The following is a 14613-nucleotide window of genomic DNA, read 5'->3' on the forward strand; positions in this document are numbered from 1 at the left end:
CGTTTCGCCGCGCGCGAAACGAGAGGAGAGCCTCGCCGATGACCAGCAACGAATTCACCCGACGGGATATGCTGACCGTCGCTGCCGCCGGAACGGGGGCGCTGGCCGGCGGTTCCTTTCCGATGACGCCGGCCGCCGCCGCACCGGCCAAGGAAGGACCGGAATCGATGCCGACATTGATGGATCTCTCGCTCAGCGTGAACGGCAAGAAGCATCGGCTGTCGCTCGATCCGCGCACCACCTTGCTCGACGCGTTGCGCGAGTATCTCCACCTCACCGGCACCAAGAAGGGCTGCGATCACGGCCAATGCGGGGCATGCACCGTCCATGTCGACGGGCGGCGCGTGAATTCATGTCTCAAGCTGGCGGTAATGGCCGAGGGCGCCGAAGTCACCACGATCGAAGGGCTGGGCGATCCCGATCGCCTTCATCCGATGCAACAGGCCTTTGTGGAGCATGACGGCTATCAATGCGGTTATTGCACCTCGGGCCAGATCATGTCCGCGGTCGCGATGATGAAGGAGCCCTGGGGGTCGGACGACGCCGACATCAGGGAGGCGATGAGCGGCAATATCTGCCGCTGCGGCGCTTATCAGAATATCCTGGCGGCGATCCGCCAGGTCCGGCACGGCTGAAGGGAGCGGCTCGTGGAACTCTTCACCTACGCCCGCGCCGCATCGCCCGCCGACGCGATCAAGGCCGCGGCGGCGGCCTCCACCGCGCAGCAGGGCGCGGAAGTGCGCTTCGTCGCCGGCGGCACCACATTGCTCGATCTGATGAAGCTCGATGTCGAGCGCCCGTCGCGCGTGATCGATATCAATCATCTGCCGCTGGCGCAGATCGAGCGCATGCCCGGCGGCGGGTTGGGGATCGGCGCGCTGGTCCGCAACGCCGATCTCGCCAACCATGCCGATGTGAAGCAAGGCTATCCGCTGCTGTCGCAAGCGCTGCTGTCGGGCGCGTCGGGCCAGTTGCGCAACATGGCGACGACCGGCGGCAACCTGCTCCAGCGCACCCGCTGCGTCTATTTCCGCGACACCGACACCCCGTGCAACAAGCGCCAGCCGGGCAGCGGCTGTTCGGCGATCGACGGCTTCAACCGCACGATGGCGGTGCTTGGCACGAGCGAGCAGTGCATCGCCAGCAACCCCTCGGACATGAATGTCGCGCTGACCGCGCTCGAGGCGGCGGTCGTGATCCGCGGCATCGGCGGCGAGCGCCAGGTTCCGATCGGCGACTTCTTCCTGCTGCCGGGCGATACGCCGGACCGCGAGACCGTGATGATGCCCGGCGATCTCATCACCCATGTGATCCTGCCGCCGCCGCAGGACGGCGCGCGCTCGCATTATCTGAAATTGCGCGACCGGGCGTCCTATGAGTTCGCGCTGGCCTCGGCGGCGGTCGTCCTCGCCACCGACAAGGGCGCGATCCGCCACGCGCGTGTCGCGCTCGGCGGGGTCGGGACGCGGCCGTGGCGTTCGCCGGAGGCCGAGCGGGTGCTGCTCGGCAAACCCGCGACGCCGGCGACCTTCGCGGCGGCAGCGGCGGCGGCGCTGCGGGATGCGAAACCGCAAAGCCAGAACGGCTTCAAGGTCGAACTGGCGAAACGCTGCCTGATCAATGCGCTCACCACCGTCGCGGCCTGAGGAGAAACCCGGATATGTCACCTGAGCCAGCCGCCGCCTCCCCCTCCCGCACCGCCGTCGGCCGCGAAACCGTTCGGGTGGACGGGCCGCTCAAGGTGAGCGGTGCCGCACGCTACACCGCCGACTTCCATTTCCCCGACATGCTCTACGCCGTGCCGGTCTGCGCCACGATCGCCAGCGGCACGATCGCAGCGATCGACACCAAGGCGGCGGAGGCGATGCCCGGGGTGCGCAAAATCTACACCCGCGACACGATCGGCAAATTCTACCGCGTCCCCGCGTCGGGCGGGGGGATCATCGACGAGCGGCGGCCGCCGTTCGAGGACGATACGATCCGCTATTACGGGCAATATGTCGCGCTGGTGGTAGCGGACACGTTCGAACAGGCAATCGCGGCCGCGCATCGCGTCAAGACCAGCTATCGCGCGGCGGCATTCGATGTCTCGACCGCGCTTTCGCCCGAGGAAACGCCCAAGGTGAAGAGCCGGCGCGGGGACCCCAACGCGGCGTTCGATGCCGCCGCGGTGAAGATCGATCACGTCTATAACACGCCGATCGAGACGCACAGCTCGATCGAGCTCCACGCCAGCGTCGCGACCTTCGACGGCTCGCATTTCACGCTCTACGAGACGACCCAGGCGGTCGGGAACTTCCGCGACGTGCTGGCGCAGATGCTGGGCGTACCGAAGGAGAATGTCCGCGTCGTCACCGAATATCTCGGTACCGGGTTCGGCGGCAAGCTGTGGCCGTGGCCGCAATCGCTTCTTGCGGTGGCGGCCGCGCGCGACCTGCGAAAGCCTGTCAAACTGGTGATGACGCGGCAGATGACGTTCGAATCCGCCGGGCATCGGCCGCATACCCGGCAACGCGTGCGGCTGGGCGCCACCGCCGAGGGCAAGCTCGTCTCGCTGCGCCACGATTACGCTTATTCGCGCGCGCCATTGTCGAGCTATGCGGAGAATTGCGGGGAATCGAGCGGCTTCATGTATTCGACGCCCAACCTCAGCGTTTCCGAAGCCTTTGCCACGCGCAATGTCGGGGTGCCGACGTCGATGCGCGGGCCGGGCGCGGTCCCCGGGCTGTACGCGCTCGAATCGGCGATCGACGAACTCGCCGTCGCGCTGAAGATGGATCCGGTCGCGCTGCGGCTGCACAACGAGCCCGCGATCGATGAGAGCAAGAACATCCCCTTTTCCTCGCGGCACCTCAAGGAATGCCTCGCCACCGGCGCGGAGACATTCGGCTGGTCGCGGCGCACCCCGGCGGTCGGCTCGATGCGCGAGAATGGCGCGGTCCTCGGCTGGGGCATGGCGGCGTGCACGTGGATGGCAGCGCGCTGGGAGGCGCAGGTCAGCGTGATGTTCAACGACGACGGCACGCTCAGGGTGGCCAGCGGTACGCAGGATATCGGCACCGGCACCTATACCGTGCTCGCCCAGATGGCGGCGGAGCTCGCCGGGGTGGATGTCGGCAAGATCAAGGTGCTGATTGGCGACAGCAGCCTCCCGCCCGGGCCGATCTCGGGCGGATCGATGGCGACCGCCTCGCTAGTGCCGGCGGTGGCCCAGGCAACGCGCGAAGCGATCCGCAACCTCATCGCGGCGGCGCGCGAGAGCGACAGCCATTTCGCCAACGTGCCGGTCGATCGGCTCGCCTTTCACGAGGGGCGCGTCCACCGCAAGGATCAGCCGCCCGGCGAAGGACGGCAGTTCGAGGAGGTGCTCGCATCGGCGCGGCTCGGCCATGTCGAGGGGCGGGGCAAATCCGAAGGCACGTTCCGGAACAAGAACCCGACCGTGTCGACGCACTCGTTCGGCGCGCATTTCGTCGAAGTCGCGTGGCAGCCGGAAATCGCGCGCTTGCGGATCAACCGGACGGTCAGCGTCATCGACGGCGGGCGCATCGTCAACCCGCTCACCGCGCGCAACCAGATCGAGGGGGCGGTGACGATGGGGATCGGCATGGCGCTGTTCGAGGAGACGCATTACGACCACCGCCACGGCATGCCGATCAACAGCAACCTCGCCGATTACATCATGGCGACGCATGCCGACACGCCGCCGATGGAAGTGATCTTCCTCGACTATCCCGACACCCACCTCAACGAGATGGGGGTGCGCGGGATCGGCGAGATCGGTCTCGCCGGCGTGGCGGCGGCGATCACCAACGCCGTCTATCACGCCACCGGAGTCCGCGTCCGCGATCTGCCGGTGAAGATCGAGGACCTGCTGGCGTCGAGCGTGGCATGACGGAGCGCCGCGTTGCGCCGCGTCCGCTTTCCCCGCGACGCGGCCGGGCGCCGGAGAATGCGCGCAGGCCGGCAATCGGCGCGAGCGCCGCTCCCCGCTTCGCGGATCTGCCCGACGATCCAACGAAGCGCGTTCCGGTCAGCAGGCCCGCGGCAACGGTGTCCGAGATCTTCCACCTGCTCCACGACGCCGGGCACGCGGGGCACAGGGGCGTATTGGCGACGATCACTGCGCTGACCAAACCCGGCGCCCGCGCGATCGGGGCGCATATGGCGGTGCTCGAGGGCGGCGAAAGCGCGGGCTCGTTCTCGAGCGGCTGCGTCGAGCAGGCGATCATTGCGGAAGCACTCGCGGCGCTCGACGAGGGCGCCTCGCGCAGCGTCCGGTTCGGCGAGGGATCGCGCTATATCGATATCCGCCTCCCGTGCGGCGGGGGCATGGACGTGTCGTTCCTCGTCGATCCGGCCGGGGATGTCCTGGCGCAGGCGATCGACCGCCTCGATACGCGCCAGCCGGTCGCGCTGCGGCTCGACCCGGCGGGGCATCTCGCGCTGCCGCATGACCCGGGCGCAACGGCGACCGGGTGGAACGACGGTGTGTTCACGGTCCGCCATGACCCGAGGCTTCGGCTCGTCCTGCTCGGGCACGGTCCGGAAATGCTGACCTCGCTGAAGCTGGCGCGCACGTTCGGCGCGGAGGTCGCGCTTTACTCGCCCGACGACGCGATCGTCGCGGCGGGCCTCGCCAAGGGGACGATGGCGGTACATCTGCTGTCCGCCGCCGATCCTCCGGCGCTGGAAGGCGATCCCTGGACCGCCTTCCTGTTCCTGTTCCACGATCACGATTGGGAGCCGGCGCTGATCCGGCAAGCGCTCGAAACCCCCGCTTTCTGGATCGGCGCGATGGGCAGCCGCGCCACGCACGCGGCCCGTCGCGCGGCGTTGGCGGCGCACGGCCTGGCCGAGACCGCTATCGCCCGCATCCATGGCCCGGTCGGCGTTATCGCGGGGGCGCGCGATCCGATGACGCTGGGGTTGTCGGCACTGACCGAGATCGTCGGCGCCTATCACGCCCTCGGATAGCTCAGCCGCAACCGATCAGCGCCGCCTGCGCGGCACGAAAGCTCTTCAGCCGCGCCCCTTCCTCGTGCCGCGCATGCCGCCCGACCAGATCGCAGCGAATATGCTCAGCCACCGCGCGCAATTCCTCCGTGCTCGGCGCGCGCGCATGCGCGATGCATTCGACAATCGCGCGCGGGATCGTCGGTCCCCACGTCATCAATTCCCTCTTTTTTTCCGTGAAACATCAAACTGTGCCCGGACAACGGCCCGCCCGACCAGAAGGTGCGGAGCGGGCCAGTCGCTCAGGCCGCGTGGCTCTCGCTCCCCAGCCGCTTGACGCCGTCGTTCGCCGCGCCATTTTCGGCACCGCCGCCGACCGCGATCTTCCGCGGTTTCATCGCCTCGGGAATCTCGCGCTTGAGCGAGATCGACAGCAAGCCATTGTCGAACCGCGCATCTTCGACGACGACAAAGTCGGCGAGCTGGAAGGTGCGCTCGAAAGCGCCCGCCGGAATCCCGCGGTGGAGATAGCGCTTGCCGGCGGCGTCGCCGCCCTTGTCATCGCCTTTGCGGCCGGAAACGGTCAGCAGGTTGTTCTGCGCGACGATCTCGATCTCGTCGCGCGCGAAGCCGGCGAGTGCGAGGGTAATGCGATAGCGATCCTCGCTTTCCCGCTCGATATCGAACGGCGGGTAAGCGGGCGTTTCGCCGCGAACGCTGCTCTCGAGCAGATCGAACAGCCGGTCGAAGCCGATCGTCGACCGGCGATAAGGGGTAAAGTCGAAATTCGTCCTCATATCCAAATCCTCCAACGAGCAATTTGAGCACGAGGCGCACCGGAGAAGAGAGCCGGTGCCCTCAGGTCCTGCCGGACCGAAAGTTTCGCATCCGGCGGCCCAAAGCTGGAATTTCACGCTTAACTTTCAAGAGGATCGCCGAAAAATTTTTGCGCGCTCGCGCGTCGTTGGCGCCTCTGCCCCACACCGGGTCGCGCCGTATGGCTTTCCGCAACGTTCCCCTTTTACGCCGCGCATTCTTCGATTACAGACTACACGTGTAATCGAAGAAAGGTGGGTTCGATGCGTTGGTTCCTTCTCGGCGTCGTCGCCTTTTTCGCGAGCGGCAGCGCGGTCGCAGCGCCCGACCTCGACGGCCAGTGGATCGTCACCACCGACCGATCGGGCAATCCCGAATATTCGACGCTCAACCTGAAGGTCGTCGACGCGCTGGTCTCCGGCGATTCGGACGGGGATCGAGTGGCCGGGACCTTCCGCAGGGGGGCGCTCGACTATGCGGTGACCGGCGCGAGCGGCTCGGTCTATCGGTTCGTCGCGCGGCTCGACGGCGATCGCCTCCACGGACGGGCCGACTATCCCGATCACAATTTTCCCGACCGGCGACTGAGCTACGCATTCACCGCGCGCCGCGTGCCCGATCGCCCGCCGGGCGCGCCGCGAGTCGTGGATTACGCGCCGACCAGCTTCTCCAACAGTTTTTCCGCTGAACGAGCGCCCGTGCTCACGATCTGGCCCGGCGACACCGTGCGAACGACGACGATCGATTCGGGCGGGATCGATGCGGCCGGCGTGACGCGCGCCTTGTTCGGCAACCCGCAGACCGGCCCGTTCTTCGTTGCCGGGGCACAGCCCGGCGATACGCTCGCGATCCATATCGTCCGTCTGACCCTCGACCGCGACTGGGCCGAAAGCCTGGATACGATCGTCAACCGCGCGGTCGGCCCGAGCCTCGCCGCCGGCGCGGGCAAGCTCGGCCGGACGATAAGATGGCGGCTCGATCGCGCCGCGGGCTATGCCACGCCCGATCGGCCGAGCGATGCGCTGAAGGATTATCGCGTACCGCTCCGGCCGATGCTCGGCGGCGTCGGCCTCGCGAGCGGCTTCGGGTCGCCGCCGCTTTCGACCGGGGATACCGGGCGCGCCGGGGGCAATATGGATTTTCCCGAGGTGGTCGCCGGCAATAGCGTCTACCTCCCCGTCCAGCAGCCCGGCGCGCTGCTGTATCTCGGCGATGCCCATGCGCTGCAGGGCGATGGGGAAACCTCCCAATATGCGCTGGAAACCTCGATGGAGGTCGAGTTCAGGGTCGAACTGATCAAGAAGCGATCGATCCCGATGCCGCGGGTCGAATCGCCGACCGAGATCATCGTTCTCGGCCAGGCCGGGTCGTTGGACGAAGCGCTCAAGGCGGCCAGCACCGGCCTCGTCCAATGGCTCCAGCAGGATTATGGGCTCAGCCTGTCCGATGCCGCGCAGGTGCTGGGCAGCGGCGTCAAATTCTCTGTCCCCAATCTCGCCGGGAGAAGCGTCGGCGTCGCGGCGCGGATCGACAAGGCGCTCCTGCAGCACTTGCCCCGGGGAACAAAGGAATGACGTGAGGATGCAGTTTACCGCCGGGTCGATCACCCGGCTCAGCCCGCTCCGCAATCGGCCGCAGCCTCCTGTCGCGCGCGAAGCGCCGGCGCCGTTCGGAAGAGCATGAAGCTCAGCCCGGCCAGGATCCAGGCGCCGATGCCGCCGTAGAGCATCACCGCGCCGAAACCGTCGGCAAGACTATGCCGGACCACGATGTCCGGCAGGCCTCCCATCCCCGCGACGCCTTCGCCGTTCGGCGCGGCGTGACCCGCGGCGAGGCCCTCCGCCAGCGCGCGCAACTGGCCGGCATCGATCGACTCCGTCGCTGCCTGCTGCAACGCCGCGGCGATCCGCGCGACAAGCAGCGCGCCCATGACCGCGATATTTATCGCCAGCGTGATCAGTCGCGCGCTCATGTCGATGCCCGACGCCATCCCCGCGCGGCTCGCGGAAACCGATGCGGTCGTCGTGTTGGTTACGGGGGTGTTGGTGAGACCGAGACCGATCCCCGCGAGAAGCAGCCCCGGGAGCATCGTCGGCCAGCCCGGCTGCGCCGCGGCGCTCCCCAGCTTCATCGCGACGAAGCCGAGCCCGATCGTCGACAGGCCGAAGGGGATGACGACCCCCGCGCCGTAGCGCAGCGACATCCGCTCGCCCAAGGGCGGAAAGATCAGCGCGGGCAACGTATAGGCGAGCAGGCACAGGCCGGTGCTCAGCGGATCGTAGCCGAGACCGATCTGCAGATAGATCGGCAGGTAGATCATGAACGGCCAATAGCTTACGTTCATCGCGATGCAGCCGAGGATCGCGCCCGAGAAAGCGCGATTGCGGAAGACGGTGAAGTCGAACATCGGGTGGGGCTGGCGCTGCTCGGCGAACAGGAAGGCGGCGAAGCAGGCGAGCGTCGCGACCGCCACCGCCGCGGCGCCGGGCAGCCCCAGCGCCGGCCCCTGGGTGATGACATAGACCAGCCCGAACACCGACAGCGACAATGTGGCGATTCCTGCGACGTCGAGATGCCGCGCCGCCGGGTCGCGCGACTCGGCCACCGTCCTGACCGCGATCGCCAGCGTCAGCACGGCAAGCGGGAGGTGGACGAGGAAGATCCATTTCCACCCTGCCAGCGCGATGATCGCGCTGCCGACCAGCGGGCCGAACCCCAGCCCGACCCCCGATACGATCCCCCAGACGGCAAAGGCGCGGCTGCGATCGCGCGCATCCTGGAACGCGTGCGAGAGCAATGCGATCGAACAGATCAGCATCGCCCCGCCGGCAAGACCCTGGAGGAACCGGCCGACGATGAGCACCTCCATGCTCGGCGCGAAGCCGCACAGCGCGGAGGTTGCGCCGAACGCGGTGACGCTGATGACGAAGACGCGCTTGCGCCCGAAGCGGTCGGCCAGCGTTCCCGTCGCCATCAACACGGTGGTGCAGGCGAGCGTATAGGCGTTCATCACCCATTGCATGTCCTGAAAGTTGCCGCCGAGCGCGCGTTCCAGTGTCGGCAGGATCACCGGGACGCTGGTGATCTCGAGGCCGAACATCAACGCGCCGAGACAGACGGCGAGCAGCGCCAGCGCGTTCTTGCCGGCGGGAGAGCGGGTCATGGGCGGGGCCTTTCCAAATATCCGGGGCGCGACCGGCCACGGCTGACCCGCTATCTGGAGAGCGTTCGATGATGATAGAAATGATTTTATTTTCTATCATTCATGACGTCTGATAATTACCGCTCATGGATATCGACCCGCCGCTCCTGCGCGCTTTCGTCGCCGTCAGCGAGACGGGCGGTTTCACCCGCGCCGCGCGGCGGCTCAATCTCACCCAATCGGCGGTCAGCCATCAGATAAGGCGGCTCGAGGAACAGGTAGGTCGGCCGCTCATCCGGCGGACGACACGCAGCCTCACCCTTACCCGCGACGGCGAGGATTTCCTCCACCACGCCCGGCAGATCCTCACCAGCCTCGACGCGCTCGCGCAACGTTTTCGCCCCTCGCCGCTCACCGGTGTGGTCCGTTTCGGCACCCCCGAGGCATTCATGGGCGAGCGTCTGCCGGGGCTGCTCTGCCGCTTCTCCTGCGCCTTTCCCGCGGTCCGGCTCGACGTTCATGTCAGTACCTATCTCGATCTCAGCACGATGATCGCCGCCGACGAGCTCGATCTCGCGGTGGTCCTTTCCACCGCCGGCGGCGAGAATGGCGGCGTCAAACTGCGCCCGGCGGATTTCGTCTGGGTGGCGGCGGATAGCTTCGCGCTGCCGGCCGGCGCGTCGCTGCCGCTCGCCTTCCATCCCCCCAATTGCGTCAACCGGCTGGTCGGCGTCGCCGCGCTCGAGGCCACCGCGCTCGACTGGCATATCGCCTTCACCTCGCCGAGCGAACAGGGGCTGCGTCTCGCGGTGCGATCGGGTCTCGCGGTCGCGGTATTGACGCGCAACGACGTCGGGCCGGGGATGCGGATCCTGGACGGCGACTATGGCCTTCCCGCGCTGCCGAGCGCGGATTTCGTGCTGATCCGCAGCCACGGCGCCGCATCGCCGGCAGCGCGCGCTTTCTTCAAGATGATCACCGAGAGCGAAGGCGCGGCGGCAACCGCGGAAGCCGCCGTCGACCCGCTGCACACCGGCGGAGAATTTTGACGCGCCCGAGTCGCCCAAGCACGCCGGATTCGCGCCGCCGGATCATGCACGGCAAGGTAACGGCCGAACCGAAAAGATCTCTACCGATCGGGGCCCCTTAACCATGTTTCGACAGGCGCCCCCTTGCATGACGGTTCCATTACTTCCAGGGGTGCGGCGGGGGAGGATGGTTGCAACACGGGAGTGCCGCAATTGACCGCAAGCCTGCTCGTCTTCGCCAGCGCCCTGGTCGCCGGTTCGTTTCCCGTCGCAGAGGCGCAGACGCAGCGCGAGTCGTCACCCGGTTCTGTGGCTGCTGCCCCCGCATCCCCGACGGCAGCGCCCTCGCCTACGCCCACAACGCCTTCGCCCGCAACGCCGTCGCCCGCCTCGCCGCCGCCGACCGTAGCGTCGCCCGACACCGCCCCGCCGCCTGTCGCGCCGCCCGCCGCGTCGGCGCCGACCGATACGCAGGCGCCTCAATCCGCGCCGACCTCCGCGAGCCCGGCCGCGGCGCCCGAGCTTACCCCGGGCGCGCCCAAGGACATCGTCGTGACGGGGCTGGGCAAGCCGCCGGCGAGCGATCCGCTGCAAGGCGTCAACCTCAAGTCGTTCGAGGTGGTCCAGTCGGTCGATCGCGCGATCGTCGGCCCGGTGTCGATGGGCTATGCGAAACATGTGCCCCGCCCGATCCGCTCGGGGGTGCACAATGTGCTGACCTTGCTCGAAGAACCCACCGTCTTCGTCAACTTCCTGCTCCAGCACCGGATCGGCAAGGCGGCGGGAACGCTCGCACGTGTCGCGGTCAACGCGACGCTCGGCATCGGCGGGCTGATCGACGTCGCCAAGCGCCGCCCGTTCAACCTGCCGCATCGCAACAACGGCTTTGCGGATACGATGGGCTTCTACGGGGTCCGCCAGGGCGCCTATCTGTTCCTGCCGCTGGTCGGATCGACCACGGTGCGCGACCTTGCGGGGCGGATCATGGATCTTTCGCTGCTGTCGGTCGCGGTCGGCGGGCCGTTCAAATCGCCTTATTACGCCAATACCCGCGGCGTACTGGCGTCGCTCGACTATCGCGTCGCGATGGACGACGACTTCAAGCGGCTGCGCGACGAAAGCCCCAACGCCTATAAGTCGATGCGCGAATATTATTTCCAGGTGCGCGCGGCCGAGATCGAGCAATTGCACGGGCGCAAGCCGAAAACGCCGGCGCCCCCGGCATGGCCCGCGACGCCGGTCAAATAAGCCGGCGGACCCGGTACGCGCGGCCTAAAGCGCCGCGCCTGAAATCCGGATCATTTGGCGGCCGTCCCGGCGCAGGCCGGGGTCCAGTGACGACCGGCCCGATGCTGGACCCCGGCCTGCGCCGGGATGGATCACATTTTTCCGAGCCACGCCGCATGTCGGGATGCCGGACGAGCCGCTTCCGGGAAGCTGCTCGAAACGCGCCGCCGCAACCCACCTCCGATCAGCCGTGGATCGTCTCGCCGCGCGCGAGCATGTCGACGAATTGCGCGATCTTGCGCGCGCGCGTCTCCGGCTTCTTCACCGCGCCGATCCGGTACAGGATGGCATAGCGATTGGCGCCGGTCAGCGTGGCGAAGAACGCCGCCGCTTCGGGGTTTGCGGCAAGCGCAGCGGCGAGATCGGGCGGCACCTCGGCGGTGCTCGCCGGCGCATAGGCGCTGTCCCACCGTCCGTCCGCCTTGGCCGCCTCGATCTGCGCGAGCCCTGGCGGACGCACCCGGCCCGCCGCGATGAGCTCGACCGCACGGTCGCGGTTCTTGCGCGACCATTTGCTGCGCGGCTTGCGCGGGGTGAACCGGATCAGCCAGAAATCGTCGTCATATTTGTCGAGCTGCCCGTCGATCCAGCCGTGGCAGAGCGCCGCATCGATCGCCTCGGCCCTGGTAATCGTCGGTTCCCGGCCATTCTTCTTCGCGATCCTGAGCCACAACCCCGGCGATCGGCAGCCATTCGCCTCGAGCCACGCCGCGAAGTCGGCGCCACTCGCAAAGGTCGCGATCGGCAGGCCGAGATGCATGTCATCCTTCACGGATCACCGCGCCTTTCCCATCATTTCCGCTCCGCTTGCCCGAAGCCGAGCGCAAGGCCGTGATACAGCCGCTCGCGGCAGACCAGCCCCGCGGCGCCCTCGGCGATCAGCGCAGTGGCGAGCAACGGCAGCATCAGCCCACGGCTTCCGGTCGTCTCGGACATGATGATCACCGCGGTCAGCGGCGCGCGCACCACCCCGGTGAAATAGCCCGCCATCGCCAGCAGGACGAGCGCCCCGGTGGGCTGGCCGGGGAAAATGGCGTGGAGCAGGTTGCCGAGCCCCGCCCCGGTCGCAAGGCTCGGCGCGAAAATCCCGCCGGGCAACCCCGCGGCCGCGGTGGCCAGCGTGCTGACGAACTTGGCCGGCCCGAACCAGAGCGACGAATCGCTCCCCTCGATGATCGCGCGCGCCGCGCCATAGCCCGTCCCCCAGGTCGTGCCGGTCAGCACGCCGATCGCCGCGACGATCACCCCGCTGATCGCGGCGAGCAGCAACGGGCGGCCGCCCGAGATCCGCCGCGCCCCGCCGCGCGCGAACCACAAGGTCAGCCGCGCGAACAGGCTGCCGCACACCCCGCCGACGACCCCCGCGACCGGCGCGACGATCACCACCGTCGCCAGCGGCAGGGTCTGGCCGACGATCCCGAAATAGACGTAATCGCCCGCGACGCCCTGCGCGATCATGCCGGCGATCAGCACCGCGGTCATCACCAGCAACGTCATGCGCTGCTCATAGGCGGCGGCGAGTTCCTCGATCGCGAAGGCGACCCCGGCGAGCGGCGTATTGAACGCCGCGGCGACCCCCGCCGCCGCCCCCGCCACCAGCACCGAGGCATTGACCGGCACCCGCAGCAGCTTGTGCGCATAGGCCATGATCGTCGCGCCCAATTGCACCGTCGGCCCCTCGCGCCCGACCGAGCCGCCGACCGCGAGCGCCGCGGCGGTCAGCACCGCCTTCACCGCCGCGGTCCGCCCTGAGGCAAGGTCGGCGGTGGCATTGGCGGGATCGCGCTTGGCGGCGATGATCTGCGGGATCCCCGATCCGCGCGCGGCGGGCGCGACCCGGTTGGTGATCCAGACGATCAGGACATAACCCGCCGGGGTGATCAGCAGCGGCAGCCACCAGCGGCGCGCGACGATCAGGTTGAACGCGTCGTTCGCGCGATCGGCGGACCAGGCGAAAGCGATCGCCGCGAGGCCGACCAGGATCGCGCCGCCGATGATCGCGGCGCGCCCGCGCCACACCTCCGCCGTCAGCCGGCGACGGCGCAGCAGCACCCTCGCTCGGCGCAGAACGCTATGTCGTTTCGCGGGGGGCGAGTCGGTCATGCGCCGAGCGGCTTACGGCGTTGCTCGGTCTTTTTACATCCCCGCAAAGCCGCGCGCCGCCGCGCGATCGCGATCCGGCGCTACGGCTTCACGCCTCCACGCTCGTCGCCACGGGCCGGACGGCGAGCTTCGCCGCGAGCGGCATCAGCGCGCGCAGCGACCAGCGCCGCTGTTCGAGGCAAAAGCGCAGCGCGGCGAGCAAAGATGCCTCCGCCGTATCCGCCGCCTCGTGACGGAGCGCGCCGCCGCGGGTGACGAAATGGCTGCGCCACCGGTCCGCCAGCGTCAGCTGGTACGGCGCGGTCGAGGGTTCGGAACCGACCAGCAGCGACGGGAAAGGCAGCGGCGTCGACGGGGTGGTCGTCAGCCCGGCATGCGCCCAGTCGCCCGGCGCGGCCGGATCGATCAGGACCGCGCCGGCGATGTGCCGCCAATAGCATGGCGGGCTGAGCTGCGCCCAATGCGCGAAGGCGATCGCCGCAAGCCCCTCCGCGACGACGATCGACGGGTCGGCGAGGCCGATCAGCGCGGTATCGAGCTGCGCGGCCCATTTGCCGATCTTCTCGCCCGCCCCGAGGCGCAGCGGAATCTCGTGGAGATCCGCATGCGGCAATTCTCCGGCGATGACGAAGAACGAAACGGCACGGCTGATCGACATCGGTTGACTCCCGAAATGGGCTGCCGAAGGGACGCTAACGGAACCGGCTCGATCGAGAGCAGCATCCTTTTAAATATACACCCCGTTGGTAGGAAATCGATTCGCGCCGAAGCGAGTGCCCGACGCGCCCGAACGGGAATCGGGCGCACGGCGGAAGGCCTGGTTCAGGGTTGTCACATCGACGCGCGCGCGCGACTCGGCGCGCGCCGGTCAGCCCGGGTTATTGCAACGCAACCGACGGCAGGATCGCGTCCATTTCCTTCGCCACCGCCGGGGTGATGTCCATCGCATTGTTCCAGCCGTAGGCATGGTCGCGTTCCATCACCACGCTGCACGCGTTGCGCGTGACGACGCGACCCAGGGCTTCGTTCAGCGCGCGGTCGATCTGTTGCTGGCCGCGCTGCTGGGCGACGATGAAGCGCGCATTCTGCTGCTGGTCGAGCGATTGCGACTGCTGGCCGAGCGCGGCGAGCTGGCGCTGATATTCGATCGGGGCGATCGCGCCCTGCCGCGCCTCGAGCTGGCGGCGCTGCTGATCGAGCGCCGCGCGGCGCTGGGCGAGCTCGCCGTTCAACGCGGCCTGCATCTGCTTGAGCTGCGCCTGCATCGACTGGCCGGCGCGC

14 protein-coding genes are annotated in these 14613 nt (G+C 68.2%); 7 read left to right on the forward strand and 7 right to left on the reverse strand.

All coding sequences use genetic code 11. The features are described from left to right. Positions 1-38: 38 nt before the first annotated feature. The 4 genes from BGN95_RS19025 to BGN95_RS19040 all read left to right on the forward strand — a co-directional run bounded on the left by BGN95_RS19025 (position 39) and on the right by BGN95_RS19040 (position 4977). Positions 39-635, forward strand: a complete 597-nt coding sequence (locus BGN95_RS19025) for a (2Fe-2S)-binding protein (RefSeq protein ID WP_286773684.1) — start codon at positions 39-41, stop codon at positions 633-635. A 12-nt stretch (positions 636-647) separates the two neighbouring features. Further along, positions 648-1646, forward strand: a complete 999-nt coding sequence (locus tag BGN95_RS19030; protein WP_286773685.1) for an FAD binding domain-containing protein — start codon at positions 648-650, stop codon at positions 1644-1646. A 14-nt stretch (positions 1647-1660) separates the two neighbouring features. Beyond that, positions 1661-3895, forward strand: a complete 2235-nt coding sequence (locus BGN95_RS19035; protein WP_286773686.1) for a xanthine dehydrogenase family protein molybdopterin-binding subunit — start codon at positions 1661-1663, stop codon at positions 3893-3895. A 158-nt stretch (positions 3896-4053) separates the two neighbouring features. Then, a complete protein-coding gene (locus BGN95_RS19040; RefSeq protein WP_286773687.1) occupies positions 4054-4977 on the forward strand; it encodes an XdhC family protein in 924 nt (307 codons plus the stop codon). A gap of 1 nt (position 4978) precedes the next feature. Here the strand turns inward: BGN95_RS19040 and BGN95_RS19045 are convergent, their stop codons facing one another. Both BGN95_RS19045 and BGN95_RS19050 read right to left on the reverse strand, forming a co-directional pair. Continuing rightward, positions 4979-5173, reverse strand: coding sequence for a hypothetical protein (locus BGN95_RS19045; RefSeq protein WP_265311458.1), 195 nt, complete (start codon positions 5171-5173; stop codon positions 4979-4981). Positions 5174-5258: 85 nt separating this feature from the next. Then, positions 5259-5753, reverse strand: a complete 495-nt coding sequence (locus BGN95_RS19050) for an Hsp20 family protein (RefSeq protein ID WP_286773688.1) — start codon at positions 5751-5753, stop codon at positions 5259-5261. A gap of 282 nt (positions 5754-6035) precedes the next feature. On the opposite strand from BGN95_RS19050, the gene BGN95_RS19055 reads away from it, so the two are divergent. Continuing rightward, positions 6036-7346 (forward strand): acetamidase/formamidase family protein, encoded by a 1311-nt coding sequence (locus tag BGN95_RS19055; RefSeq protein WP_286773689.1) that lies wholly within the window; start codon positions 6036-6038, stop codon positions 7344-7346. 38 nt (positions 7347-7384) lie between these two features. Here BGN95_RS19055 and BGN95_RS19060 read toward each other — a convergent pair whose 3' ends face one another. Beyond that, positions 7385-8935 (reverse strand): MFS transporter, encoded by a 1551-nt coding sequence (locus tag BGN95_RS19060; RefSeq protein ID WP_286773690.1) that lies wholly within the window; start codon positions 8933-8935, stop codon positions 7385-7387. Between the two features lie 125 nt (positions 8936-9060). Between BGN95_RS19060 and BGN95_RS19065 the strand changes: the two genes are divergently transcribed. Beyond that, positions 9061-9963, forward strand: coding sequence for a LysR family transcriptional regulator (locus BGN95_RS19065; protein WP_286773691.1), 903 nt, complete (start codon positions 9061-9063; stop codon positions 9961-9963). A 531-nt stretch (positions 9964-10494) separates the two neighbouring features. Further along, positions 10495-11190 (forward strand): MlaA family lipoprotein, encoded by a 696-nt coding sequence (locus BGN95_RS19070; protein WP_265311463.1) that lies wholly within the window; start codon positions 10495-10497, stop codon positions 11188-11190. A gap of 223 nt (positions 11191-11413) precedes the next feature. Here BGN95_RS19070 and BGN95_RS19075 read toward each other — a convergent pair whose 3' ends face one another. The 4 genes from BGN95_RS19075 to BGN95_RS19090 form a co-directional block, all read right to left on the reverse strand. Beyond that, complete coding sequence (locus tag BGN95_RS19075; protein ID WP_286773692.1) at positions 11414-12001, reverse strand: YdeI/OmpD-associated family protein; 588 nt, start codon at positions 11999-12001, stop codon at positions 11414-11416. A 20-nt stretch (positions 12002-12021) separates the two neighbouring features. Continuing rightward, a complete protein-coding gene (locus BGN95_RS19080; RefSeq protein WP_286773693.1) occupies positions 12022-13332 on the reverse strand; it encodes a chloride channel protein in 1311 nt (436 codons plus the stop codon). A gap of 88 nt (positions 13333-13420) precedes the next feature. Next, positions 13421-13990 carry an alpha/beta hydrolase gene (locus BGN95_RS19085; protein ID WP_265311466.1) on the reverse strand — a complete coding sequence of 190 codons (570 nt, stop codon included), beginning with the start codon at positions 13988-13990 and terminating at the stop codon, positions 13421-13423. A gap of 220 nt (positions 13991-14210) precedes the next feature. Then, positions 14211-14613: OmpH family outer membrane protein (locus BGN95_RS19090; RefSeq protein WP_286773694.1), on the reverse strand; the 403-nt coding region annotated here is incomplete at its 5' end.

The organism is Sphingomonas sp. 66-10 (assembly GCF_001897045.1).
Taxonomy (GTDB): Bacteria; Pseudomonadota; Alphaproteobacteria; order Sphingomonadales; family Sphingomonadaceae; genus Sphingomonas; species Sphingomonas lycopersici.